This is a genomic window from Streptomyces abyssomicinicus, from assembly GCF_008974245.1.
GTDB classification, from domain to species: domain Bacteria; phylum Actinomycetota; class Actinomycetes; order Streptomycetales; family Streptomycetaceae; genus Streptomyces; species Streptomyces abyssomicinicus.
In genome coordinates, this window is the sequence record NZ_BBZI01000012.1 from 193626 (window position 1) to 218031 (window position 24406).

Below are 24406 nucleotides of genomic sequence, written 5' to 3' on the forward strand. Positions count from 1 at the left end.
GGCGGGGCGGCGGACGGGGTCAGTGGAGGACGGGCCGGTAGACCAGCTCCTGGACGCGGCCGTCGAGGGTACGGCTCTCGATCAGCTCCAGGTCGAAGTCCTCCGCGCCACGGAAGACCGGATCCAGGCCGGTCCGGCCGGTGATCACCGGGAAGACCGTCACCTGGAGGCGGTCGACCAGACCGGCCGCCATCAGCGCCCGGTTCATCGACAGGCTGCCGTGCGAGCGCAACGGCAGCTCGGACTCCTCCTTGAGCCGGGCCACCACGTCGACGGCGTCACCGCTCACGACCGTCGCGTCCCGCCAGTCGAGGGGAGCCTCCAGCGTCGTCGACACCACCGTCGCCGGCAGGTTCCGCAGCCGGGTGACCCACGCGTCGTGCACCCCCGGCTCCTCGGTGTCCGAGGAGAGCAACCGCGCGAAGGCCCGGTAGGTGTTCGCCCCCATGACGAACCGCTGCTCCACGCTGTACTGGGCGTGGCGGTGATGGAGCAGCTCCGGGCCCTGCTTGCCCCAGTAGCCGGTCCAGTCACCGCCGGCGGCGCCGTAGCCGTCGAGACTGGAGAAGACGTCGAACGTGTACAGGGCGGGCATGGCTCTCCTCGGGCGTGATCGGCCGGTCGGTGCACGGGGGCACGGTGCGGGGCGCGGGGAGGCGCCGGGGCGGGGGCGTGGGGCGGGGCCGGGCTTCGCCCACCGTCGCACCCCGCGCCTGCGGCACGCCGGTACAACCCGGCGCCGCACCCGGCACGCGTGTCCCCGACCACCCGGATGGCAGGCCGCCGACGGGCATCGCGGTGCCCGTGGACGTCCGGGGCGGGACGGGACCCGCGCCCGACGGGGCATCGGCCGTACGGGTGAAAAAAGTCGCCGTCCGTGCCGACAGGTGATCCAGGCCGGAGGAACGCGACCGCCGCTCGCCCCCTGCCGGGACGCCGCCGTCCGGCGCGCGGAAGGGCCGCGCGGGCGGACGGCGTTCCGCAAGCGGAAGCCGCCGGCGCGGCCCGGCCAGGTTCACGACGGGCACCACAGGGGACTCCCGCCGCAGGCATACCCATCCCCGCGGAGAGGGCGAGTGCGCATGGCGGTCCGGCACGATGCCCACGGCGAGAGCCGTGACCTGCAGATCAACCCCGTGTTCAGCCGTGAACCCGTACGCGTGCCCCGGTTCGCGATGCCGGACGGGGAGATGGAGCCGGACACCGCCTACCAGGTGGTTCACGACGAGCTGATGCTCGACGGCAACGCCCGGCAGAACCTGGCGACGTTCCTCTCCAGCTGGGCCGAACCCCAGGCGATGCGGCTGATGACCGAGTGCGCCGAGAAGAACATGATCGACAAGGACGAGTACCCGCAGACCGCGGAACTCGAAGCCCGCTGCGTGCGCATGCTCGCCCGGCTCTGGCACGCCGACGACCCCCATCGGGCGATGGGCTGCTCGACCACCGGATCGAGTGAGGCGGCCATGCTGGGCGGGCTGGCGCTCAAGCGGCGCTGGCAGCACCGCCGCCGTGCCGAGGGCAGGGCGACCGACCGGCCCAACCTGGTCATGGGCGGCAACGTGCAGATCTGCTGGGAGAAGTTCGCCGACTACTTCGAGGTCGAACCCCGCTACGTGCCCATGGAGGGCGACCGCTACCACCTCACGCCCGACACGGCGGTCGCGCGGTGCGACGAGAACACCATCGGCGTCGTCACCGTCCTCGGATCCACCTTCGACGGGAGCTACGAGCCCGTCGAGGCCATCGCCGCGGCCCTGGACGACCTCCAGGCCCGTACCGGACACGACGTCCCGATCCACGTCGACGGCGCGTCCGGCGCGATGATCGCCCCCTTCCTCGACCCGGACCTGCGGTGGGACTTCCGGCTGCCGCGGGTCGCCTCGATCAACACCTCCGGCCACAAGTACGGCCTCGTCATGCCCGGGGTCGGCTGGGCCCTGTGGCGGGACGCCGACGCCCTGCCTGACGACCTGGTCTTCCACGTCAACTACCTCGGCGGCGACATGCCGACCTTCGCGCTGAACTTCTCCCGGCCGGGCGCCCAGGTCGTCGCCCAGTACTACAACTTCCTGCGCCTGGGCTTCGACGGCTACCGGCGGGTCCAGCAGACCTGCCGCGACGTCGCCACCCGGCTGGCCGGGGAGATCGCCCGGCTCGGCCCCTTCACGCTGATCACCGACGGCAGCGACATCCCCGTGTTCGCCTTCCGGGTGCGCGAGGGCATCGACCACTTCAGCGTCTTCGACGTCTCCGCCGCCCTGCGGGAACGCGGCTGGCTGGTGCCCGCGTACACCTTCCCCGCCGACCGCACCGACCTCGCCGCCCTGCGCATCGTGGTCCGCAACGGCTTCAGCCACGACCTGGCCGACCTCCTCCTGGCGGACCTGCGCCGCCTCCTGCCCCGGTTGGACACCCAGCACCACCCCCACCGGGACGAGGAGGCCGGCGGCTTCGCCCACGGCGCGGAGACCCGCAACCCCCGCCGCCCCGGCCGTCATTGACGACCGATCCCGTCCGTCATCGACCACGGACCCAGGCCGTCATCGACCCCAGGCCGTCATCGACCCCAGGCCGTCATCGACCCCGGGCCGTCATGGACGACGGACCCAGGCGTCATGGACGACGGACCCCGAACCGCTCGGCGGCGGACCCCGAACCGCCGGCCCCACGCGGCGTGCACCGCGAAGGGCCGGCCGACCCCACGGAGGTGAAGGCCGTGTGCCGTCTTCTCGGCCTCAGCAGCGCCCCACAGCGTACGCACGCCACCTTCTGGCTCCTCGACGCCCCCGACAGCCTCAGCCGGCAGAGCCACCGGGACCCCGACGGCACCGGCCTCGGCCACTTCACCGCGGACGGCGCCCCACGCGTCGACAAGGCGCCCATCGCGGCCTACCGCGACCGCGCCTTCGCCCAGGAGGCCCGGGAGGAGGAGTCGTCCACCTTCATCGCCCACATCCGCTTCGCGTCCACCGGCAGCCTCGACGCGCGCAACACCCACCCCTTCGAGCAGGACGGGCGCCTCTTCGCGCACAACGGCGTCATCGAGGGACTCGACATGCTCGACGGCCACCTCGGCGAGGACCGCTCGCGGGTGCGGGGCGACACCGACTCCGAGCGGTTCTTCGCCCTGATCACCCGGGAGACCCGGCGGCACGACGGCGACGTCACCGAGGGCATCCGGCAGGCCGCCCGCTGGATCGCCGCCCACCTGCCCGTCTACGCCCTGAACCTGATCCTCGTCGGCCCGCGGGAACTGTGGGCGCTGCGCTACCCCGACACCCACGAGCTGTACGTCCTCGAGCGCCGGGCCGGCGGCGTGCACGGCGACCGGCACCTCGACCACAGCGGCAGCAACGGCCGCATGCGCGTCCACTCCTCGGCCCTCGCCGAGCACCCGGCCGTCGTCGTGGCCAGCGAGCGCATGGACGACGACGCCCACTGGCGCGCGATGGAACCGGGCGAACTGCTCCGTGTGGACCCCGGTCTCCGCGTCACCAGCCAGGTCGCCCTGCCCGATCCCCCCGCCCACCGGCTGACCCTCGACGACCTGCGCCCCGCCGCGGCCGCGTCCCAGCAGGCGGCCTGAAGGCCGCCGTCGTGGGCACGCGGACGCGGCGACGGGGGGTCTAGTGCTCGCAGAGGGAGAACTCCCGCTCGTAGAGCTGCTCGTTGTGCTCGTCGACGAAGAACTTGCGCTCCTTCATCAGCTGTTCGCGGTACTCCTTGGCCTGCTCCAGCGTCATGGTCGACGTGTCGGACCAGGGCTGCTGCGGCGGCACGTCGGAGGTCGAGACGATCGTCGCCGTCGGGTCGACGAGGAAGAACGCGAGGATCTTGCGGTACCCCGGCCGGGTGGGGTCCTCCAGGCGGAACGGGCCGACCTGGTGCTGCAGGACGTTCGGGAACGCGAGGCAGCGGCCCGCCGGGGTCGCCGCCGAACCCAGCACCTGGTTCAGCGGGCCGTCGTTCTCCAGACCGTAGACCTCGCGGATTCCGCGGTCGTCGCTCTGCTCGTAGTCCGGCTCGTGGACCGCCGTCCGGAAACTCAGCCGGCTCTCGGTGATGTTCCGGCTGTCCCAGTAGAAGATGCCGGTCGAGACGATCCGTTCGTTCATCATCCCTTCGACGTGCCAGGAGCCGCCGGCGTACTCGGGCCTGTCCGGGTCGAGGTGAATCGTGGCGAGCTTGACGATGACCTGGAGACGACGACCGCGCAGGTCGACCCGGGCGGAGTCGTCGGGCAGGGCGGGCGGGACGAAGGCCGGGGCGTCCGGGACGATCAGACGGCGGTTCCTCCACCATGCGTCCCAGACGTCCTCCCACGCCTCGTGGGCCTCGTCGTCGGCGTCGTCGTCCGGCTCCTCGGGCTCGTCCGTCTCGTCGTACCAGGAGTAGGGATCGGCCTCGATCCGCAGGGGCCGCTGGTGGCGCAGATCGGTGAGCACCTTCTCCAGCAGCGGTCGCATGCGCCCGAACAGGACGGGGAGGACGGAGGCGAGTTCACGATGAGCGACGGGGTGGACGTTGTTGACGTACGAACGGAAGACGACGTCGCCCTCGCCGTCGACCTCGAGGTCCGTCGGCAGCCACTGGAACTGCTCGGAGTACTCGTAGCGGGAAGGGCTGGTCGCCGGGCCCGGCCACGCCTCGTCGGGTACGCCGCTCACCCGGCGCACCAGGCAGAAGAGCGACGGATGGACCAGGTCCAGTACCTGTCCGTCGGATCCGGGATGCCAGTCCTTCTCCGCCTCGGGGACTTCCTCCAGGACCCGGACCGCCTCGCGCAGCCGGGAGGTGAGCTCGTCGTCGACCAGCGTGTCGGACTGCCACACCCCGTCGACGGCGGACACCTCGATGCCGGTGTGTTCGTCCCGCAACCCGGCGTAATGCGCCAGCTCGTCCAGCACGTACCGCATCTGCGCCTCGGTCAGACCCTGGGCGAGCGCTTCCCGCGTCCAGCGGGCGACGATCGCGGCGTCGTTCCTCTTGGTGAACCACTCCGGCTTCGCCCGTATCTGCGCGCTGCACCGCATGATCTGAAGTTCCCGCAGTGTTCGCGGTCCCGTGGACGCACTGGTGCGGGAGCCGGCAAAGGGCAGCGGGAAAGGGGGCAGGTCGGTCAACTCGTCGTTCCTTCCATCCGTTCGGCGGCGGGAACGATACTTCACAGGTCGGACACCTCACGCGGACCCACCGCCGGCGACGGGGCCGGCCGGTGGCCGAGCCTGCCGCGGGTGGCGATCAGGACGACGAGGGCCACGGCGACGGAGGCGAACAGGAAGGCACGCCCGGTGTCCTGATGGGTCAGTCCGGGGAACAGCCCCGCCGCGGCGATCGAGAAGTAGTTGTTGACGCCGGCGTGCAGCAGCATCGCCAGCGGCAGGCTCTCCCCGGTGCGGTTGAACACCCACGTCATCACGAAGCTGAAGGCGATCGCGGTGAGCACGAACTCCAGCGGCTGCTGCCACGTCACCCGAGGGAAGCCCCACTCGGTGAGGAACAGCGGGAGGTGTCAGAGCCCCCATAGGGGCCGACGATCAGGGTGCCGGACAGCGGGCCGTAACGGCCCCTGCACGATGGGCATGACGAAGTCGCGCCAGCCGGGCTCCTCGGCGATGCCGGTGGTGACCATCTGCAGGACCCGGGTGCGAGGCAGGCACACGACGCGGTCCGAGCCGATGACCACGGTGTGGAACTGACCTTGACGGACTGCCAGGTCGTCCGGCCTGTCGTCGGGCAGCAGACGGCTCAGCAGAGCGCGATACGTCGTACGGATACTCACGAGTGACCTCTGAACCTTTCGATGGACGAGGCGATGTGCGCGACGTGCTGTCAGGCCGCGTCGGCGCAGATGTGCGTGCAGGGCCCGGGTTCTGCACCGCGTCAGGGACATGCCCCTGCGTAAGAGGGGCAATGCGGCATCGCAGGGGCAGAGCCCGGGATGTCGGTGGCTCACTGCTTCGATCGTCGCCCGCGTGACGGGCGGGGCAACCGACTGTCCCCGGCGACTGGTTCAGCCCGGGCTGTGCGTGAGGCGCACCATCGCGCGGTAGAGGGCGCTGGGGGCGGGGGCCTCGGGCAGCGGCGGGATCGGGGCGTCCGGGGTGGCGTAGGAGCGGATCATGTGGGCGACCAGGCGGCGCCAGGCGTCGGGGGCGGCGTCGCCGGCCGCGTTGAGGACGCCGGCGTTGGCCATGAGCAGGATCGGCATGTCGCGATCGGTGAAGTCCTCGCGCAGGTTGCCGGTGGCCTTGGCGCGGTCGATGAGTTCGAGGAGGCCCTCGTGCGCCTCGGCGCGGCGGGCCTCCAGGGCCTTGGCGGCGGGGAAGGTCATGGTGAGGACGTCGGCGAAGCCTCGGTCGGCGGCCTGCATGGCGCAGACGGCGTGGATGTAGCCGATGAAGCCGTGCCAAGGATCGGGGTCGGCGAGGGCTTCGCGGGTCGCGGTGGCGTAGGCGTCCATGCGGTCGGCGAAGACCGCGTTGATCAGCTCGCCGCGCGTGGCGAAGCGGCGCGAGAGCGTGGCCTTGCCGACGCCGGCCTCCCGGGCGACGGAGGCCATGGAGGCGCCGAGCCCTTCCTCGGCGAACAGACGGCGGGCAGCAGCCAGGATGCGGTCGCGGTTGCGTTCGGCGTCCGCGCGCAGCCCGGCTCCGGGCTGCTGGTTCGGGTCGTCGCCTGGGGCTGCCGCTGGGGTTGTCATGCCTTCATTCTACCTAAGTGGAACAACCGGCCCACTTCCGTTGTTACCCTTGGCGACGTGGAAACGGGAAGGGTGTTCCACTTGTTCGAGGAGTTGTGTCATGCGCGCGGTCACGCTGCACGAGGTGCCCGCCGAGCCGTCCGTGGCCGAGGTCGACACCCCCCGTCCCGCGGAGGGCCAGCTGCTGGTGGAGTTGGCGGCCTCGTCGGTGAACGGCTTCGACCTGTCGGTGCTCGGCGGCAACCGGCAGGGAATGATGGAGCACCGGTTCCCGCTGGTCGTGGGCATGGACTCCGCCGGCGCCGTCGAGGCCCTCGGCGAGGGTGTGGCGCCACGGCGTGCGCCGCTACGTCGGCCACGCAGCCCCGGCGATCCTCGACCCGCAGGAGAAGCCGACCCCCGTCACCCGGCTGATCCGGTTCATGCCGCGCACCTTCATGCCGCGCGCCTACGAGGAGATCACCGGCATGTGCGGCCAGATCATGGCCTCCGGCCCGGACCGGACGATCGTGCGGTGCATCGCCCCGAAGGGCAGGCCGAAGCAGCCGCGGGTCCGGGTCGTTTTCTCGGCACGGACAAGCTCGGCTTCCCCGTCAGCCGCGCCGACATCGCCGCGTTCGCGGCCCAACAGGTCCAGGACGGGACGCATGCCGGCCGCGCGCCAGCCATCAGCAAATGAACCCCGCACCACAGGAAAGAGAGAAGAACTCGTGACCATCGCGATCATCGGCGCCACCGGCAAGCTCGGCGCCCTCACCGTCGACTTCCTCCTCGAGCGCGGCGTCGCCGCGGGTGACGTCCTCGCCCTCGGCCGTGACGCCGGGCGTCTGGCCGCCTTCGGCGAGCGCGGGCTGCGCACCGCCGTCATCGACCTGGACGACGTCGACGGCACCGCCAAGACGCTCGACGGCGTCGAGAAGCTGCTCCTCGTCTCCTTCGGCGACCTCGGCACGCGCGTCGCGCGGCACGGCAACGCGATCGAGGCCGCCCGCGAGGCCGGCGTCGGCCACCTGGTCTACACGTCCGGTCTGGAGGCGCCGACGACGATCCTGCGGCTGGCCGCCGACCACAAGGCGACCGAGGAACTGGTGACCGCCTCCGGCATCCCGGCGACGTTCCTGCGCAACGGCTGGTACACCGAGAACCACCTGCAGGACTTCAACACCGCCCGCGAGCACGGTGTCGTCGCCAACAGCATCGGTGACGGCCGGATCGCCACCGCCCCGCGCAAGGACTTCGCCGAGGCCGCCGCCGTGGTGCTCACCACGCCGGGGCACGAGGGCAAGGTGTACGAGCTGTCCGGCGACACCGCCTGGAACTACGCCGAGTTCGCCGCCACCGCGCAGGAGATCCTCGGCAAGCCGGTCAGCTACCAGGCGCTCACCGACGAGCAGGAGCTCGAGCAGCTCCTCGGCTTGGGTCTCGACGAGGGCGCCGCCGGTTTCATGGTGACCCTCAACGCCGACCTGCGCGACGGTGCCATGGCCCCCACCTCCGGAGACCTGGCCCGTCTCATCGGTCACCCGACCGAGTCGCTGGCCGAGACCCTGCGTACCTGGGTCTGACCCGCAGGTGACGAGGGGCGGGCGGCCGAACGGCGGCCCGCCCCTCGTCACTCCGCCCGCCCGGGTCCGCTCCGGCCCGTACACCTCTGCCCTGACGTGCTGCGCTCGGGGCCGGACCGCCACCCGCGGGTTCCTGCCCCGGGTGCGGCCCGCTGTTACTTCACCGTGAAGGGCGAGCCGGACCGGGCGGGCACGCGTTAGTCGTCCTCGTCCTCCACGTCATCGCAGGCACCGCCGTTGGTGGTGCGGACGCGGGCCAGGAGCGAATGCAGGGTGTCGCGCTCCTGCGGGGTGAGATCCCCGAACAGCTCGCCCTCGACGTGGCCGATGGCGGCGTCGAGCTTGGTGACGGCGGTCGCACCCGCTTCGGTGATCTCCACGATGTGACGGCGGCGATCGGCCGGATCCCGGCGCCGTCGTACCAGGTCGCGGTCCTCGAGCGCGTTGAGCAGAGCGACCAGGACGCTGGGGTCCACACCCAGCCGCGTGCCGAGGTCTCGCTGGCCGAGCGGACCGCCGGCGAGATGCATCAGCACGATGGCGTGGCGAGGGGTGACGCCCGAGGCGGTGAGTGCCGCACGGAGCCGGGCGTCGATGGAACCCCCGTGACGCGCCAGGAGCAGTGAGAGACGGGACTCCGGGCCCACGGACCCGGCGGCCTCGTCGCAGCTGGAGGAGCTGACGGGCGTGCTGGTGGGGGAGGCGGCAGCGCCGGATCGTTGGGCCATGGCTCGACCATAGCAAGCCAGGGATAGTTGGTTGCTATTAATCATTGATGCACTTACATTATTTGCCGAGGCGCATTGCTTGCCGCGCCGTCTTCCCGGGCCCGATCGGCGGCCCCTCACCGTTCTGTTCTGGAGCTCTCCGTGTTCATCGCCTACGTCGTCCTGGCTGTCCTGCTGTCCCTGGTGCTGTTCGTGTCTGCCCGTGGCGACATCACCCGTGATCCGAAGGTCACGGAGCAGCTCAAGGCGGTCGGGGTGCCCGACGGCTGGTTCGTGCCCCTCGGCCTCGTCAAGATCGCGGGCGCGCTGGGGCTGCTCGTCGGCATCGCCTACCGCCCGCTGGGCGTCGCGGCGGCGATCGGCCTCGTCCTCTACTTCGTGGGCGCCGTGATCACGCATCTCCGCGCGGGCGACAAGAAGGGTGTCGGTGCGCCGGCCGTCATCACGCTCGTTTCCGCGGTTCCGCTGGTGCTGGGCCTCGCGACGGTCTGAGAAGGCGGTCCGTGCGGGCCGTGACCCGTGACCGCGGCACCCGCAGCCGGCCCGCTCCCGGGCGGCGTACTCCGGCATCACGTCGGTGTCCGCCGCCCGGTCGGCGTCCGCCGCGAGGCTGTGAGAGGACCGGGCGGCGCGGGACTCGGCGCCTGTCTCGCGGGGTCGGAACGGTCATCCGGCCGGTTGAGCCGCATTCCTCTCGGTGTCCGAGTGCCGCCGGGCCATCACGTAACCGAAGGCGGTCGCGAGGATGTACATGAGGACCGAGTAGACGGCGCTGGGGATCGCGACCTCGGTGCTGTCCAGGACGCTGAGCGCGATGGTGAGTGCCACGGTCGTGTTGTGGATCCCGACCTCCATGGAACTTGCTATCGCCTGGCCCTTGTCGAGACGGAGCAGCCGTGCACCGCCGTAACCGAGGGTGAGGCTCGCGAGGCAGAAGATGCCGGTCACCCATCCGACCTGCTGCAAATAGTCGGCCAGATTCTCCCGCTCACCCAGCAGGGCGCTGACCGAGACGAGTACCAGCACGGCGATGGAGAAGATCCGGACCGGGCGGTCGGCGCGTGCGGCGAAGCCGGCGGAGCGCCGACGGATCGCCATGCCGAGTCCGACCGGGATGAGCACGATCGCGATCACCTGCACCACCTTGCCGAACTGCAGGCCGAGGTCGCCCTGGGCGTCGAAATGGCCGATGGCGAGGTTGGTGATGACCGGGATGGTGATGGCGGCGAGCACCGAGTTGATCGCGGTCAGTGTGATGTTGAGGGCCACGTCTCCGCGGAAGAGGTGACTGAAGAGGTTGGCGGTGGTCCCGCCCGGGGAAGCGGCCAGCAGCATCACGCCGACGGCGAGCAAGGGGGAGAGATCGAACATCTCGACCAGCCCGAACGCCACGAGCGGGAGCACCAGCACCTGCAGCGCCAGCGCGACGACCACCGCCTTCGGTGTCCGGGTGACCCTCCTGAAGTCGTCGGTGGTCAGGGACAGCCCGAGGCCGAACATGATGATCGCCAGTGCGATCGGCAGGCCGGTGGTGATGAGTGCTGAGTCGTTCATCGGTGTCTCTCAGGTTGGGAGGGGTGAGGACGGCGAGCGCGTTCCGGCCCGTGTGACGGGCCTCGAGCGGCGGGCGCTGTTCCATCGCGTCCGTGGCGATGGCCTTGGAGTCTGACCCACCGCCGAGCTGATGGCGAGGGGAGGCGTCAACGGCGCCCCCTTCGCCGCAGGATGTGCCTGCTCAGCTCAGGGCGCGTGGACTCAACCGGTGCGAGTGGCGGAGAGGACCGCGGAGGCGAGGGCGTCGCCGATGGCCTGGGAACCGCTCGCGTTGGGGTGCAGCGGGGTGGCGGCGTGGGCGGGGACGAGGCCCTCGATGTACCGGTCGGCGGGCGCCGCGCACACATCGTGGCCGATGCCGAGGGAGCAGGTGTCCACGAACGTCGCGCCCTGTTGCCGCGCCGTCGTCCTGAGCGTCGCGCCGAGGTGGTCGGTGGCGCCCTGGATGTAGGTGGCGTCGACGTCCCGGATCGGCTGGGTGGGGAAGCAGCCGCCGGGGCGGATGCAGTTGCCGTACCCGATGACGAACACCTCGGCATGCGGCGCTCGTTGCCGGACCTGCTCGAGGGCGGCGGCGAACTTCGGCACCCAGGCGTCGATGCCGGCCTTCACGGTGTCGACGCCGCCCTTGGCGTTCTCGGCGGCGCCCTCGGCGGTCGCGATGCAGGCGGTGTCGCCGCACCACCGCGTGTTCAGCCTGCTCAACGGAGCGACATCACGGGCCACGAGGTCGGGCCGGCGGCCGGCCCTGGGGTCGGGGACGGTGGCGCGGTCGTGCCGGTGGCGGCAGCGGCCGGTGAGGCCGGCTCCACCTGGCCACCGTCATCGATGTCGCTTCCCGCGGAGTCGTCGGCTGGGCAACCGCTGATCACCTGCGAACGCTCTCCAGGGCGCGGCCGGCGAGGTAGGCGGCGGCCTCCGGCCGACACGCGTCGTGCGTCTCGCGCAGTCCGACGGGGGGCGCCGGCGGCGACCCGGTACGGGGAGGTTCACGGGGCGTACGAAGACGCCTACGACTGTGACCAGGGCGCGTCGGGCGTGGCCAACGGCGTCGTCGGCCGCCCTCAGCGACGACGCGGTGAAGGTGAGCACCTTGCTCCGCGCGCCGGGGGCCACGGTGATCAGGAGATCGGGTGACGGCGAGGGCCGGCACGGCAGCCGCCCTTCGGCGGCATCGTGGGCAAGGTCCGGCTCGGCAGGCTGAGGATCACTGTCTGCCGAGCCGGACGCGGAGTGGGCTGGTCAGCCCTTGACGAATTCAGGAGCCGGGCTGGGCTGGTCCGCCGCAGCGGAGCCTTCCACGCGGCGGGTCCGGGGCAGGGCGATCGAGACCACGGCGGCTACAACGCCGACGGCGCAGCCGATCGTCAGTCCCACACGGAAGCCTCCCTCGGAGATGAGGGCGTGGCCGTGGGTCGTGGCCGTCATCTGGGCGAGGACGACACCGATCACCGCGGCCCCGACCGAGCTGCCGAGGGAGCGCATCAGGGAGTTGAAGCTGTTGGCCGCGGACGTCTGGCTACGCGGGACGACTCCCATGATGAGGGCCGGCATGGCGCCGTAGGCGATCCCCACACCCGCCTGGTGATCATGTGGGCGGTCATCAGGCCGGGGGCGGTGCCCATCAGGAACAGGGCGGCGACATGGCCGAGGGCTATGACCGTGGCGCCCACCGCCAGGGTGAACTTGGCACCGCGGGAGTCGATGAGCTTGCCGCCGACGGGGGAGAGGAAGACCTGGATCAGGCCGCCGGGCAGCATCCACAGGCCGGCGGCGAGCATCGACTGGCCCAGACCGTAACCGGTCTGGGTGGGCAGCATGAGGATCTGCGGGGTGATCAGCATGGTGGCGTACATGCCGATGCCCGTGAAGATCGACGCCACGTTGGTGAGGAGCACCTGCGGACGGACCGTGGTCCGCAGGTCGGCCAGCGGATCGGGGGTGCGCAGCTCCCACCAGCCCCAGGCGCCCAGCGTCACCACGGCGACGACGAAGCAGCCGAGGGTCGAGGCGGCGGTCCAGCCCCAGGTGGCTCCCTTGGAGACGGCGAGCAGGAAGCAGAGCAGTCCGACGCTGAGCGCGAAGGTGCTTCTGCGCCGCCGAGCCCACCTAGGCCCTGACCGTCGCGGGCCGAGGCACGGGGGAGGAGCAGGGGCCACGGTGCCGGGAGCCTTCCGCGGTATGCGCGTCGACGCCGAGGCGTCCACTCCGTTCCTGTCGCCGGGAAGACGAGGCACCACCCCGCGCTGCCGGCGCAGTCGAGACGCGGCGCCCGATCTCGGTTGCGCGGCACGGAAACTCGCGTAGGGGCGTCCCGGAGACTCTCCGCGGACCCGGCCCGCCTGTAGCGCGTCCTTGAGAGGGTTCGCCATCCGCGGATAGGGTGGCGGACAACCTTGACCGAACGAGGAGTTGAGTGACGGCAAGGCTGAACACGGGTACGTGCAGGATCCGATTTTCGGCGCCTTCGCCGTCTGCCTGGACGATGCCACGGGCGAGCTGAGACTCGTGGGCGAGGCGCTCCCCGAGGTCGTCGTGCGTCGGGCGCAGGGAACGCAGCTTGAGGTGCACGTTCCCATCGGCTCCCGCGACGCCGACCGGCTCACCATGACGATCGGCGGATCCGCCGCCCGGCTGGCGCCGGCCAAGGGCTTTCTCACCCGGACCTCCTACCGTGTGGACGTCCACCATGACAAGGTGCACTACCGGTTGATCCCCGTCACCCTCGGGGAGAGCCGACTGCTCAGGGACGGCGTGGCCCTCGGGGTGTTCACCTCCACCGGCGACGGGGCGGTGACTGCCGAGTGGCAGGATGCGGCCGGGCAGGAACCGCAGGATGCCGCCGTGGGGTACAGCCTCGCCGCGTCCTTCGGGACGGGCGCTGAGCCCATGTGGAAGCTCACACTGGACGCGGCTCTCGCCCTGTTCTCCTGAAGGATGGCAGCGGGCGCGAACAGGTCGACCTGGCCACGAACGCGATCCCGTCGTACTCCTGCGCGGGCACCAGCGGTGCCACGTGGAACCGGTAGGTCAGCCGCGGGACGTTGGACCCGAAACTGCGCTGATACCGGGGGGCGCGTAGCCAGCGTCCGGCATCGGAGCCGGGATCCGCGGCACGCAGATCGGCGAGATAGTCGCCGCGGACGGCGGCCGCGAGCCGTGACTCCACAGTCCTGCGGCTGAGCCCGACGCGGTGGGCGATCGCGTCCCCTTCCAGATCGTTCCCCTGGCGTGCGCGAAAGGACCCCTTGCCGAACAGCAGCCCGAGCGCGTAATAGGCTTCGCCGTGTCGCCGTCTCAGCCGACTGCCGAGTGACAGAACTCCGTTCGCGTAGGTCCCCGTACCGACATGTCCGTTGTGCCCCCACACGGCGACCCGCCCGTCGGTGGCGTCCACGAGCGAGGTGACCGCCTCCGCCATGTGACGGTCGCGGACGGCCAGAGCGCTCTGTTCCGCATCCTCCGTCAGCACCGACCGCGTGACGAGGTCGGCGGCCCGGGCGAGGGCACCCGCATGCCATGCCGCCTCGTCGGCCGCGTCGGCGGTGGTGCGTTCGGCGAACTCCTCGCGGTGGCCCACCAGGAACGCGGCGAGCTCGTCGGCCGCGGCCCGTAGACGTTGTCCGGGATCCGGCAGCGATCCAGGTCGCGCCTCGGACAGTACGTCGAGCAGATCCGGTGCCTCTCGCTCCGGGGCCACCTTCCGGAGGAATTCCCGCACCACGGCGGCCGAGTCCGCGCAGCGCTGCGGGTCGATGCCGACGAAGCTCACCTGTTCGGCCGCGGAGCGGTTGTGCTCCCGCATCCACTCGACCATGTGGAGAATCTCCTCGGTCCGCCAGGTCCAGAAGCCCAGACGGTCGACGAGCAACGCGGCGTCCCCCGGGCCACCGTGCACATAGGCGTCGATGGCGCGTGCCGCCGACTCGCTGGCCTCCATGGCCAGAGCCGTGCATCCCATCCGCAGGACGAGGAAGCGCAGCAGCCGGTGCTTCAACCGGAAGAACTCCCGGGTCCCGTGGGTGGATTCGCCCATGCCCAGGATGCGCACCTTACCGAACCACTGTCGCAGCGGCTCCAGTTCGTCCAGCGGCCCGTCCGCGGAGAGCGTCGTCAGAGGGACGGCGTTCGCGGACAGCCAGGCCCCGAGTCCGTCAGGCAGGTTTCCCTCCTCGGTCGTACGGCCGTCCATGCCTGCGCTTTCCATATCGGCTCCCTCCCCGCCCCGGAGACGGAGCATGCCGACGGGCTCCGTTCAGCTCCCGGTCATCGCGCGAGGATCTCGGCCAGATCCCGCGCCGCCGCGGCGTATCCGTGCTCGGCGGCCACCCCGGCCGGATTCAGGACGACCTCGTCGACACCCGCACGACCGTATTCGAGCAGCCCTTCCGCCACCTCCGCGGCCGTGCCGTAAAGGAACGTGCCGGAGTTGACCAAGGCGCGTGCGCCGAGGTTGGGTTGGGCCGGATGCACCCGCAGACCCGCCCTGCGCAGCATGTCCGTGTAGTGCTGGGTGCCGAGATGGGCGCCCGCGCCGGTGAACGCCAGGCGGTACGGGTTGCGGTCCGGCCGCTTCAGTGCCGCGTGCACACCGTCACCAGGCGCGGCACGGCTCGCCCGCCTCGGCCGCCCCTTTGCCCAGAGCGGGCACGAGGACGTCGCGGACATAGCCTGGTGGAGTCATCCAACTGATCGCGACATCAGCGACCCGGCCCGCCGCACGCGCCAGCGCGGGCCGCAGCACACCCAGGCCGATCAAGCAGCAGCCGCTGGTCCGACTCGGCCATGTAGACGTGCCGGGGAACGCCGAAGCGTGCCCGCCAGGCGAGCAGGTCGGTGGCCTCCTCGGCGGTCAGCCGCCATTGGGCGGGTCGCAGAGTCACCCGCCCCCGGGTTACCCGGGGCAGGAGGGGCGCGGACTCGAGCGGCCCCCAATGGAAGCCGGTGGGCATGACGTACCCGTCGTGCGAGACCTAGAGCATGAAGCGGGCGACGTTCGGGGCGAGCGACGGGTTGAGCATGTGGTGCTGCTCGACGACGATCTCGCGGTCGAGCCGCCTGGACCGCAGGTAGACGCGGCTGTCCGTGGCACCCACCAGGTTGTCGTCCAGCGCGATCACCCGGTGCTCGGGAACCGATGCAGGGGTGTGGACGGGGATTTCGTACGGCCGGATCGCCGGGCGCACAGCGACGTTGGCCGCCCTGCCGTAGGGCGGAAGGTGGGCGAGTTCGGCGTAGACCGCGTCGGGGTACAGGCGCTCCTCCTGCCGGGCGTAGGCTCGCAGTCGGTCCACCGACGTCTCGCCGAGCAGGTCGGAGAAGCGCCCGAAGGTCCGGCCGCTGTGGGCGAGGCCGTCGGGGCGGATCACCGCTCGCCACTCGCCCCGGTCGATCGCCTGCCGGTCGGCTGCGGCTATCTGCAGGGCATGGTCGGCGGCCAGTCGGTGGTGTCCGCGAGCGGGGCGATCCGGTCGACCCAGGTGTCGGTCAGCTCGACCTCACGCGAGTGGTTCCACCATGCCTGCCGGGCGAGTTCGACGAGGGCCTGGTCCATTCGCCGTGTGTCCGGCTGGGGTTGCGCGAGCAGCTCCACGTTGCGGGCCGGCTTGGTGTACGTGGGCGGGGCGTCGAGTCCCGCGTCGGCACTGAGCAGAGTCAGGATCGGTACACGCGTCCCAGCCCCGTAAAAACGCCCACACTCCGAGGCGAAGCCGTTCTCCGTCAGAGCCGGCTGCCTGTGAGGGAGTGTCCGGCACCACGCGAGAGGCGACGACGGCGTGCCGGACTGCAGGACTGCGGGGAAAGATCGGGCTGTGGGCTCTGGGCTGAACTTCGCGCTCAGAGCCCACAGTTGAGGCGTCAGCCGTAGGTGTAGAACCCCGACCCCGACTTCCGGCCGAGCCGGCCCGCGTCGACCATCCGCTGCAGCAGCGGGGGAGCGGCGTACAAGGGCTCCTTGTACTCCTCGTACATCGAGTACGCGACCGAGGCCACCGTGTCGAGACCGATCAGGTCGGCGAGCTTGAGCGGGCCCATCGGGTGGGCGCAGCCCATCTCCATGCCGTTGTCGATGTCCTCACGGCTGGCGATGCCCGACTCGAACATCCGGATCGCCGACAGCAGGTACGGGATCAGCAGCGCGTTGACGACGAAGCCGGAGCGGTCCTGGGCGCGGATGGAGTGCTTGCCGAGGGCCTTCTCGGCGAACAGCTGCGCCCGGCCGAGGGTGCCCTCGGAGGTGGTCAGCGCGGGGATCAGCTCGACGAGCTGCTGCACGGGCGCCGGGTTGAAGAAGTGGATGCCCACCACCTGGTCCGGACGCGAGGTGGCGACGGCCAGCTTCACGAGCGGGATGGAGGAGGTGTTGGAGGCGAGGATGGCGTCCGGGCGGGTGACCACCTGGTCCAGGACCTGGAAGATCTCCGTCTTGACCTGCTCGTTCTCGACGACGGCCTCGATCACCAGGTCACGGTCGTGGAACTCGCCGAGGTCGGTGGTGAAGTCCAGGCGCGCCTCGGTGGCCGCGCGCTCCTCCTCGGTGAGCTTGCCGCGCTCCACCGCCCGCTGGAGCGACGTGAAGACGCGGGTACGCCCGATCTCCAGGGCTTCGCCGGTGGCCTCGGCGACCTTCACGTCCAGACCGGCGCGGGCGCAGACCTCGGCGATGCCGGCTCCCATCTGGCCGGAGCCCACCACTCCCACGCGTTCGATGTCGCTCACATCGTCCCTTTCGTGATCATCATCGGGTCGGACAGGGTGCCGTCGGTCGGCGCCTGCTCCGATCGAGCACGTTACCTTCGCGGCTCCGACGATCGATCATTCGGGTGGGGCATGCTGGGTGACCGATGTCTCAGCGGTACTGCCCGTGCCCGGGCGGCCGCGAAACGTGAGGGTCCGTGATCCGTCTCCACGCGGGGCCGGGGTGACCCGATGGAGGTACGGCTGATGGCAGGGCTCACCCGCAGGACGTTCGCCGCCAGCGCGCTGGCCGCTCTTCCGGCGCTGTTCGCCACCGGAGCCGAAGCCGCCGGCGCCGAGACCGCGAGGGTCGGAGCGGCGAGGGCCGGACAGGCAGGGACCGGAGCTGGGGCCGGAGCCTCAGGGACCGGAGCCGCGGCGGCCGCCGTGCCGACGGCGGGTACCGGGGCCGCGCCCGCCGGCGGTCGCGCGGCGCCCGCCGGTGCGACGCGCGGGATGTGGCTGGCGACCGTGGCCAACCGCGACTGGCCGTCCGCGCCGGGGCTGAGCGCGGCACGTCAGCGCGACGAGCTGCTGTGGTACCTGGACGCGGCGGTGAAGCGGCGGCTGAACACCGTGATCTTCCAGGTGCGGCCCACCGCGGACGCCCTGTGGCCCTCCCCGCACGAGCCCTGGTCGGCCTGCCTCACCGGGACCCAGGGCCGCAACCCCGGCTGGGACCCGCTGGGCACCGCCGTCGCCGAGGCGCACGCCCGGGGGCTGGAACTGCACGCCTGGTTCAATCCGTACCGGGTGGCCACGCACACCGACCCGTCCCGCCTGGTGGCCGGGCACCCCGCGCGCAGGAACCCGGACTGGGTGGTGCCGTACGGCGGCAAGCTGCACTACAACCCGGGCCTGCCCGAGGTGCGCGCCTTCGTCGAGGACGCGATCCTCGACGCGGTGGAGCGGTACCCGGTGGACGCCGTCCACTTCGACGACTACTTCTACCCGTACCCGGTCGCCGGGCAGACCTTCGACGACAAGGCCGCCCACAAGGCGCACGGTGACGCGTTCTCCACCCGCGCCGCGTGGCGACGCAACAACATCGACCTGCTGGTGAGGGAGACCTCCGCGCGGGTCCACGCCGCCCGCCCGGGCACCCGGTTCGGGATCAGCCCGTTCGGCGTCTGGCGCAACGCGAGCACCGACCCGCGCGGCTCGCAGACCCGTGCCGGGGTGCAGACCTACGACGACCTGCACGCGGACACCCGTACCTGGGTGCGGGAGGGCTGGATCGACTACGTCGTGCCGCAGCTGTACTGGCACATCGGACAGAGCGCCGCCGACTACGCCGTGCTCGCCGAATGGTGGGCGGACACGGCGCGCGGCACGCCGACGGCCCTCTACCTCGGAGAGGCGCTCTACAAGGCCGGCGACCCGGCGCAGGCCGCGGCCTGGCAGGACCCGCGCGAACTCTCCCGCCACCTCGAGCTCGCGGCGGCACTGCCCGAGGTGGGGGGCCACGTCTTCTTCTCGGCGAAGGAGGTCGTGGCGGACCGGAACGGCGCGCTGGCCCGCGTCGTCGCGGACCACTACGCCGGCTGACCGCCCCGTCGGCTGACCGACCCGTCGGCGGGGCCGGCCGGCCCCGCCAAGTCCGCCGACCGTGACCGCCGCGTGTCAGGTCCACGGGCGGTCAGGTCCGCAGACGGCCAGCACTTCAGATGGCCAGGTCTACGAACGGCCAGGTCTACAAACGGTGGCTGCCGGCGGCGGTGACGCCGGGGCCCGTGGTCAGGTGCTTGACCTCGGTGTCCGGGCCGGGCCACAGCATCGCCTCGCTGCCGTCCTCGAAGCGGACGCGGTAGGGCGGGGCGCCGTCGGGACCGAGGACCTCGGTCACCTCGGCGGTCCGGTCGCCCGCACCGACCACCCTGCCGTGCGTCACCAGCATGTCACCCACTTGCGCGTACATGGCGGGCCTCCTCGTCTCGTCGTCCAGCGATCCGTTCCAGGAGCTCCCCCCTCGTTCCGAGTCTACGAGCGGGTCCCGGGTCCGGCAGGGGCAGCGGCCGGCGGCCGTGCACGGTGGGGGCCCGCCCGTGACGGGCGGCCGAAATCGCGTTGCGGGACCGCGCCGGCGCTGGAAGCCTCCCGCCATGAGCGATCTGCCGCCCCTCCCCGAGGGGTACGAGTTCTCCGCCGACCCCGCCCGCGTGGACGCCGACCGGGTCCACCACTGGCTCTCCACCGACGCCTACTGGGCGCTCGGCCGCACCCGCGCCAAGCACGACGCCGCGATGGCCGGGTCGCTGAACTTCGGGGTGTACGACGCCGTCACCGGCGTCCAGGCCGCCTACGCCCGCGCGATCACCGACCGGGCCACCTTCGGCTGGCTCTGCGACGTCTACGTCGATCCGGAGGTTCGCGGCAAGGGTATCGGCGCCGCCATGGTGGCCCGGGTCCGCGAGGAACTGCGGGCCTTCGGTCTGCGGCGGATCCTGCTCGCCACGCACGACGCCCACGGGGTCTACGCCCGCCTGGGCTTCGAGCCCCTCGCGCGCCCCGACCACTGGATGGCGCTCCAGCTCGGCTGACCGCCCGGGCGCCGGACCCGGCGGTGCCCGCCCTCTTGACCCGCCCATCGCGCGGGTCGAACATCACCGCATGCATGTTCGGGTCACCTTCGTTGCAGCCGCGAGCAGCACCCGCCCGATCGCCGAGCGATTCGACGACGACAGCCCCCTGGACCGGGAGGCCTGGGAGGGGATCCAACGTGCCGTGCCGGGCCTCGCACCGCTGGCCGCCGCCGACCTGCGCTACTGCTCGCCCACCCCGCGCAGCCGGGCCACCGGCGAGCTGCTGGGCTACGTCCCGCTGGTGCAGCCCGCGCTTCGCGACTGCGACATGGGCCGGTGGCGCGGCATGACGCTGGGCGAGGCGATGGCCCGCGAACCGCAGGCCGTGGACGCCTGGCTCGCCGACCCGCGCTCCGCGCCGCACGGCGGGGAGTCGCTGCACGGCTTCATCACCCGCGTCGGCGGCTGGCTCGACACCCGCCCCTCGGACGACGGGGCCACCATCACCGCCGTGGCGGAGCCGGGCGTGATCCGGGCGGCGCTCACCTACGCCCTCAAGGCGCCGCCGTCCGTCTACTGGAACGTCGACGTCCGCCCGCTCGCCGCCGTCACCGTCCTCGGCCGCCCCGGTCGCTGGAGCGTGCGGCTGGATGTGCCCTACGCGCCGCCGGTACGGGCGTAGCGGGTGGTCAGCACCAGGTCCTTCGCCGGACCGCGCACCCGCCACACGGTGCGCCACCGGTCCGCGTCCAGCACCGTGAACTCACCCTCGTAGAGGTCCGCGGCGCAGGGGTGCGTGGCGGTGAACCGTCCCTCCGCCAGGTCGAGCGTGTGGAACTCCCGCCCGTCGGCGAACCGCACGTCCGCCGAGGAGGGGGTGGCCCCCGGCAGCAGCCGCAGCGTCCGGCCGGCGGGGCGTGACACGCCCTGCCACACGAAGTCGCCGTCCTCCCGCTGCACCAGCCCTTCCTCCGGCGCCGTCGCCGGCCCGAACACGGTGACGCCGCTGAACCGGCCCTCCTCCCCGGAGGCGAGGTCGCGCGCCGTGCGCTCGGTGTGCCAGGTCCCGGGCAGATAGGCCCAGAGGTCCGGCACCGGACGCAACTCCTCCGGCATCGCCACGTTCACTTCCTCTTCCCTCTCCCGCCGCGTCTCCCGCTCCCGCGCTCCCGTGTGCCGGGCCACCGCCGTCGGCCCGCCGCCGTGGGGCCGCCGCCGTAGGGCCGCCGAGCGGAATGCAGCCAGCCGGTATGTGTTGAAGACAGTATGAAGAAGATCGGTTTTCTCTCCTTCGGCCACTGGTCGGACACCCCGCACTCGCGGACCCGGACCGCGTCCGACGCGCTGCTCCAGGCGATCGACCTCGCCGTCGCCGCGGAGGAGCTGGGCGTGGACGGCGCCTACTTCCGCGTGCACCACTTCGCCCAGCAGTACGCCTCGCCGTTCCCGCTGCTCTCGGCGATCGGCGCGCGCACCAGCAGCATCGAGATCGGCACCGGCGTCATCGACATGAGATACGAGAATCCCATGTACTTCGCCGAGGACGCCGGAGCCGCCGACCTGATCTCCGGCGGCCGCCTCCAGCTCGGCATCAGCCGTGGCTCACCGGAACAGGTGATCGACGGCTGGCGCTACTTCGGCTACCAACCTCCGGAGGGCGGCAGCGACGCCGACATGGCGCGCACCCACACCGAGGTGCTGCTCGAGGTGCTCAAGGGCGGGGGCTTCGCCAAGCCGAACCCGCGCCCCATGTTCCCCAACCCGCCCGGGCTGCTGCGCGTCGAACCGCACTCCGAGGGCCTGAGGGAGCGCGTCTGGTGGGGTTCCGGCTCCAACGCCACCGCCGTCTGGGCCGCCGAGCTGGGCATGAACCTGCAGAGTTCCACGCTCAAGGACGACGAGAGCGGCGAGCCCCTCCACGTCCAGCAGCGCAAGCAGATCGAGGCATACCGCGAGGCATGGCGGGCGGCCGGCCACGCACGCGAGCCGCGGGTCTCCGTCAGCCGTTCCGTGTTCGCCCTGGTCGACGACCGGGACCGCGCCTACTTCGGCCGGGAACGGGACTCCGAGGACCACTTCGGGAACATCGACGCCAGGACGCGGGCCGTCTTCGGCCGCTCCTACGCCGCCGAACCGGACGTCCTCGTCGAGGAGCTCGCCAAGGACGAGGCGATCGCCGCCGCCGACACCCTGCTGCTCACCGTGCCGAACCAGCTGGGCGTCGACTACAACGCGCACGTCCTGGAGGCCGTCCTCACCCACGTCGCCCCGGCGCTGGGCTGGCGCTGAGCCGCGGCCCGGCGGCGGCCGACGCGCCGCCGGGCCGACGCGCCGTCGTCCCGCCGTCCCGTGGCAGGAAAGGTGGGAAACCCGTCGTTGCGGCCATGACGCGACCGCTGCCAGGCTCGTCGGCATGAGAGACCGCAGCGTGCTCGTCGTCCTCTACGACGGGGTGCAGAGCCTCGACGTCACCGGCCCCCTGGAGGTGTTCCACGGAGCCGGTGAGGTCGCCGGACGGCCGGACGCGTACCGGGTGAGCACCGCGGGGCCCGGAGGCGGGCCGGTGCGGACGTCGAGCGGGCTGCGGATGCTGCCCGACGCGGACCTGGGCTCCGTGGCGCCGCCGCACACGCTGGTGGTGCCCGGCGGCGCGGGCACCGTCGAACCCGACCCGGCGGTGGTGCCGCGGATCCGGGAGCTGGCGGCCGGGGCCGAGCGGATCGTGTCCGTCTGCACCGGCGCGTTCCTGCTGGCCGAGGCCGGACTGCTGGCCGGGCGTCGCGCCACCACCCACTGGGCGTACTGCGACACGCTCGCGCGCCGCTTCCCCGACACCGAGGTGGTGACGGACCCGATTCACGTCCGGGACGGCGCCATCGCGACATCGGCCGGGGTCACCGCCGGGATCGACCTCGCCCTGGCGCTGGTCGAGGAGGACCTCGGGCGCCAGGTCGCGCTGCGGGTGGCCCGCCACCTGGTGGTCTTCCTGCGGCGGCCGGGCGGCCAGGCCCAGTTCAGCACCCAGCTCGCCGCACAGCTCGCGCAACGCGACCCGCTGCGGGAGGTGCAGAGCTGGATCGCCGAGCACCCCGACGCCGACCTGTCGGTCGAGGCGCTGGCCCGCCGGGCCTCGCTGTCGCCCCGTCACTTCGCCCGCGCCTTCGCCGCCGAGGTGGGGGCGACGCCCGGACGGTACGTGGACGGGGTCCGGCTCGAAGCGGCGCGCCGGCGTCTGGAGGACACCGGGGACGGCGTCGCCGAGGTCGCCCGCGCCTGCGGTTACGGCACGCCCGAGGCCATGCGGCGGGCCTTCCTGCGCGCGCTGTCCGTGTCACCCGCGGAGTACCGGCGCCGATTCCGGCCGTCGGTGCCCGCCCGCCTGTCCCACACACCCGACGGAGGCAACCGATGACCACGAAGATCGCCGTCCTGCTGTACGACGGCTTCACCGCGCTGGACGCGGTCGGGCCCTACGAGGTCCTTTCCCGGATCCCCGGCGCGGAGGTCGTCTTCACCGCCGCCCGCCCCGGACCCGTCCGCACCGACATGGGCAGCCTCGCCCTCACGGCGGACGTGCCGTTCTCCGAGGTGCCCGACCCGGACGTCCTGCTGGTGCCCGGCGGCCCCGGCTGCGCGGCCCTCCTCGACGACCGGCCGACGCTGGACTGGATCCGCACGGCCGACGCCGCCACCACCTGGACCACCTCCGTCTGCTCGGGCTCCCTCCTGCTGGCCGCCGCCGGCCTCCTCACCGGCCGCCGGGCCACCTCGCACTGGATCTGTCTCGACATGCTGGAGGCCTACGGCGCGACCCCGGTCGGGGGAGAGCGGATCGTCGTCGACGGCAAGTACGGCACGTCGGCCGGGGTCTCGGCCGGCATCGACTTCGCGCTCCACATGACCGGCCGGATGTGCGGTGCGCAGGTCGCCGAGGCGATCCAGCTGGTCATCGAGTACGCCCCCGAGCCGCCCTACTCCACCGGATCCACCGCCTCGGCGCCGCCCGGGCTGGTGGAGGCGCTGCGGGCGAGCAATCTGGTGGTCGGTCGGAACAACCAGGCGGCTCCGCACGGGAACTGATGTGCCGTCACACGCGTTCCATCAGACATGACCCAGGGACCCGCGCCTCGCCCACTGTCCGACGAAGCCCTCTCCAGCCTGCTCGGCGCCCAGCAGTTCGGCACGCTGGCCACCGTCAAGCGCAGTGGCCACCCCCACCTGACGACCATGCTCTACAGCTGGGACCCCGAAGCCCGCGTCGTGCGGTTCTCGACGACGGCCGAGCGGGTCAAGGTCGCGCACCTGCGCCGCAACACCCGTGCCGCGCTGCACGTGCAGGGCGCCGACGTGTGGTCGTTCGCCGTGGCCGAGGGGGACGCCGAGGTCTCCGACGTCACGACGGCGCCCGGCGACGCGGTGGGGCGGGAACTGCTGGGGATGGTCCCCGAGGCGGCGAAGCCCGAGGACGAGGAGGCCTTCCTCCGGCAGCTCGTCGACGAGCGCCGCGTGGTCCTCCGCCTCAAGGTCGACCGGCTGTACGGAACGGCGCTCGACGTCGCCGGCTAGATCCGGTCCGGCACGCGCACCATCACA

Annotated in this window: 28 protein-coding genes and 1 pseudogene; 13 read left to right on the forward strand and 16 right to left on the reverse strand. The window is 71.9% G+C overall.

What is annotated here, in order from left to right:
• Positions 1–19 precede the first annotated feature (19 nt).
• Positions 20–595: a dihydrofolate reductase family protein gene (locus tag GBN72_RS28145; protein WP_151774762.1), complete on the reverse strand. Its 576-nt coding sequence runs from the start codon at positions 593–595 to the stop codon at positions 20–22.
• Positions 596–1082: 487 nt separating this feature from the next.
• Between GBN72_RS28145 and gad the strand changes: the two genes are divergently transcribed.
• Together gad and GBN72_RS28155 are read left to right on the forward strand one after the other, a co-directional pair.
• Positions 1083–2504, forward strand: a complete 1422-nt coding sequence (gene gad, locus GBN72_RS28150; RefSeq protein WP_151774763.1) for a glutamate decarboxylase — start codon at positions 1083–1085, stop codon at positions 2502–2504.
• 215 nt (positions 2505–2719) lie between these two features.
• Positions 2720–3589 (forward strand): class II glutamine amidotransferase, encoded by an 870-nt coding sequence (locus GBN72_RS28155; protein ID WP_151774764.1) that lies wholly within the window; start codon positions 2720–2722, stop codon positions 3587–3589.
• A gap of 40 nt (positions 3590–3629) precedes the next feature.
• Here GBN72_RS28155 and GBN72_RS28160 read toward each other — a convergent pair whose 3' ends face one another.
• The 4 genes from GBN72_RS28160 to GBN72_RS28175 all read right to left on the reverse strand — a co-directional run bounded on the left by GBN72_RS28160 (position 3630) and on the right by GBN72_RS28175 (position 6706).
• Complete coding sequence (locus GBN72_RS28160; RefSeq protein ID WP_151774765.1) at positions 3630–5126, reverse strand: DUF4246 domain-containing protein; 1497 nt, start codon at positions 5124–5126, stop codon at positions 3630–3632.
• Positions 5127–5167: 41 nt separating this feature from the next.
• Positions 5168–5476 (reverse strand): hypothetical protein, encoded by a 309-nt coding sequence (locus GBN72_RS28165; RefSeq protein WP_151774766.1) that lies wholly within the window; start codon positions 5474–5476, stop codon positions 5168–5170.
• 39 nt (positions 5477–5515) lie between these two features.
• A complete protein-coding gene (locus GBN72_RS36220) occupies positions 5516–5785 on the reverse strand; it encodes a hypothetical protein (RefSeq protein WP_439959826.1) in 270 nt (89 codons plus the stop codon).
• 231 nt (positions 5786–6016) lie between these two features.
• Positions 6017–6706 carry a TetR/AcrR family transcriptional regulator gene (locus GBN72_RS28175; RefSeq protein WP_151774767.1) on the reverse strand — a complete coding sequence of 230 codons (690 nt, stop codon included), beginning with the start codon at positions 6704–6706 and terminating at the stop codon, positions 6017–6019.
• A gap of 100 nt (positions 6707–6806) precedes the next feature.
• On the opposite strand from GBN72_RS28175, the gene GBN72_RS34880 reads away from it, so the two are divergent.
• Both GBN72_RS34880 and GBN72_RS28185 read left to right on the forward strand, forming a co-directional pair.
• Positions 6807–7385 (forward strand): alcohol dehydrogenase catalytic domain-containing protein, encoded by a 579-nt coding sequence (locus tag GBN72_RS34880; protein ID WP_218042093.1) that lies wholly within the window; start codon positions 6807–6809, stop codon positions 7383–7385.
• 31 nt (positions 7386–7416) lie between these two features.
• Complete coding sequence (locus tag GBN72_RS28185) at positions 7417–8271, forward strand: SDR family oxidoreductase (RefSeq protein WP_151774768.1); 855 nt, start codon at positions 7417–7419, stop codon at positions 8269–8271.
• 197 nt (positions 8272–8468) lie between these two features.
• Here GBN72_RS28185 and GBN72_RS28190 read toward each other — a convergent pair whose 3' ends face one another.
• Positions 8469–8999, reverse strand: coding sequence for a MarR family winged helix-turn-helix transcriptional regulator (locus tag GBN72_RS28190; protein ID WP_151774769.1), 531 nt, complete (start codon positions 8997–8999; stop codon positions 8469–8471).
• A gap of 141 nt (positions 9000–9140) precedes the next feature.
• On the opposite strand from GBN72_RS28190, the gene GBN72_RS28195 reads away from it, so the two are divergent.
• Entirely contained in the window at positions 9141–9491 is a 351-nt protein-coding gene (locus GBN72_RS28195) for a DoxX family protein (protein WP_151774770.1), read from the forward strand.
• A 174-nt stretch (positions 9492–9665) separates the two neighbouring features.
• On the opposite strand, the gene GBN72_RS28200 is transcribed toward GBN72_RS28195, so the two are convergent.
• From GBN72_RS28200 to GBN72_RS28215, 4 genes are all read right to left on the reverse strand, one after another.
• Entirely contained in the window at positions 9666–10553 is an 888-nt protein-coding gene (locus GBN72_RS28200; RefSeq protein WP_151774771.1) for a bile acid:sodium symporter family protein, read from the reverse strand.
• Positions 10554–10754: 201 nt separating this feature from the next.
• Entirely contained in the window at positions 10755–11258 is a 504-nt protein-coding gene (locus tag GBN72_RS28205) for a GDSL-type esterase/lipase family protein (RefSeq protein WP_218042094.1), read from the reverse strand.
• Positions 11259–11795: 537 nt separating this feature from the next.
• A complete protein-coding gene (locus tag GBN72_RS36225) occupies positions 11796–12038 on the reverse strand; it encodes an MFS transporter (protein WP_164540920.1) in 243 nt (80 codons plus the stop codon).
• Positions 12038–12712 (reverse strand): MFS transporter, encoded by a 675-nt coding sequence (locus GBN72_RS28215; RefSeq protein ID WP_151774773.1) that lies wholly within the window; start codon positions 12710–12712, stop codon positions 12038–12040. Before GBN72_RS28215 ends, GBN72_RS36225 begins: the two co-directional genes overlap by 1 nt.
• Before the next feature lie 283 nt (positions 12713–12995).
• Here GBN72_RS28215 and GBN72_RS28220 point away from each other — a divergent pair, with 283 nt between their 5' ends.
• Entirely contained in the window at positions 12996–13487 is a 492-nt protein-coding gene (locus tag GBN72_RS28220; protein ID WP_246212967.1) for a hypothetical protein, read from the forward strand.
• Here the strand turns inward: GBN72_RS28220 and GBN72_RS28225 are convergent.
• The 4 genes and pseudogenes from GBN72_RS28225 to GBN72_RS28240 form a co-directional block, all read right to left on the reverse strand.
• Complete coding sequence (locus tag GBN72_RS28225; RefSeq protein WP_246212968.1) at positions 13453–14760, reverse strand: erythromycin esterase family protein; 1308 nt, start codon at positions 14758–14760, stop codon at positions 13453–13455. The two genes, GBN72_RS28220 and GBN72_RS28225, sit on opposite strands and share 35 nt — an antisense overlap.
• Before the next feature lie 59 nt (positions 14761–14819).
• Positions 14820–15143, reverse strand: coding sequence for a hypothetical protein (locus GBN72_RS28230; protein ID WP_246212969.1), 324 nt, complete (start codon positions 15141–15143; stop codon positions 14820–14822).
• A 110-nt stretch (positions 15144–15253) separates the two neighbouring features.
• Positions 15254–16416: pseudogene (locus GBN72_RS28235) on the reverse strand (lantibiotic dehydratase family protein).
• Positions 16413–17273, reverse strand: coding sequence for a 3-hydroxybutyryl-CoA dehydrogenase (locus tag GBN72_RS28240; RefSeq protein WP_164540922.1), 861 nt, complete (start codon positions 17271–17273; stop codon positions 16413–16415). The pseudogene GBN72_RS28235 and the gene GBN72_RS28240 overlap by 4 nt, the downstream one beginning before the upstream one ends.
• Positions 17274–17498: 225 nt before the next feature.
• On the opposite strand from GBN72_RS28240, the gene GBN72_RS28245 reads away from it, so the two are divergent.
• On the forward strand, positions 17499–18839 hold the full coding sequence (locus GBN72_RS28245) for a glycoside hydrolase family 10-like protein (RefSeq protein WP_151774776.1): 1341 nt from the start codon (positions 17499–17501) through the stop codon (positions 18837–18839).
• Positions 18840–18984: 145 nt separating this feature from the next.
• Here the strand turns inward: GBN72_RS28245 and GBN72_RS28250 are convergent, their stop codons facing one another.
• Positions 18985–19209: a DUF1918 domain-containing protein gene (locus tag GBN72_RS28250; RefSeq protein WP_151774777.1), complete on the reverse strand. Its 225-nt coding sequence runs from the start codon at positions 19207–19209 to the stop codon at positions 18985–18987.
• Between the two features lie 184 nt (positions 19210–19393).
• Here GBN72_RS28250 and GBN72_RS28255 point away from each other — a divergent pair, with 184 nt between their 5' ends.
• Together GBN72_RS28255 and GBN72_RS28260 are read left to right on the forward strand one after the other, a co-directional pair.
• Positions 19394–19831, forward strand: a complete 438-nt coding sequence (locus tag GBN72_RS28255) for a GNAT family N-acetyltransferase (protein ID WP_151774778.1) — start codon at positions 19394–19396, stop codon at positions 19829–19831.
• 70 nt (positions 19832–19901) lie between these two features.
• The gene (locus tag GBN72_RS28260; protein WP_151774779.1) at positions 19902–20495 is read left to right on the forward strand and encodes a histidine phosphatase family protein; all 594 of its coding nucleotides are present in this window, start codon (positions 19902–19904) and stop codon (positions 20493–20495) included.
• Here GBN72_RS28260 and GBN72_RS28265 read toward each other — a convergent pair.
• Positions 20471–20929: a DUF6314 family protein gene (locus tag GBN72_RS28265; RefSeq protein ID WP_151774965.1), complete on the reverse strand. Its 459-nt coding sequence runs from the start codon at positions 20927–20929 to the stop codon at positions 20471–20473. The genes GBN72_RS28260 and GBN72_RS28265 overlap by 25 nt on opposite strands.
• 150 nt (positions 20930–21079) lie before the next feature.
• On the opposite strand from GBN72_RS28265, the gene GBN72_RS28270 reads away from it, so the two are divergent.
• The 4 genes from GBN72_RS28270 (at position 21080) to GBN72_RS28285 (ending at position 24379) form a co-directional block, all read left to right on the forward strand.
• Positions 21080–22102, forward strand: coding sequence for an LLM class flavin-dependent oxidoreductase (locus tag GBN72_RS28270; RefSeq protein WP_151774780.1), 1023 nt, complete (start codon positions 21080–21082; stop codon positions 22100–22102).
• A gap of 124 nt (positions 22103–22226) precedes the next feature.
• Positions 22227–23225 (forward strand): GlxA family transcriptional regulator, encoded by a 999-nt coding sequence (locus GBN72_RS28275; RefSeq protein WP_151774781.1) that lies wholly within the window; start codon positions 22227–22229, stop codon positions 23223–23225.
• Positions 23222–23893, forward strand: a complete 672-nt coding sequence (locus tag GBN72_RS28280) for a DJ-1/PfpI family protein (protein ID WP_151774782.1) — start codon at positions 23222–23224, stop codon at positions 23891–23893. Before GBN72_RS28275 ends, GBN72_RS28280 begins: the two co-directional genes overlap by 4 nt.
• A gap of 27 nt (positions 23894–23920) precedes the next feature.
• Positions 23921–24379, forward strand: a complete 459-nt coding sequence (locus tag GBN72_RS28285) for a TIGR03618 family F420-dependent PPOX class oxidoreductase (RefSeq protein WP_151774783.1) — start codon at positions 23921–23923, stop codon at positions 24377–24379.
• The last annotated feature ends 27 nt before the right edge of the window (positions 24380–24406 follow it).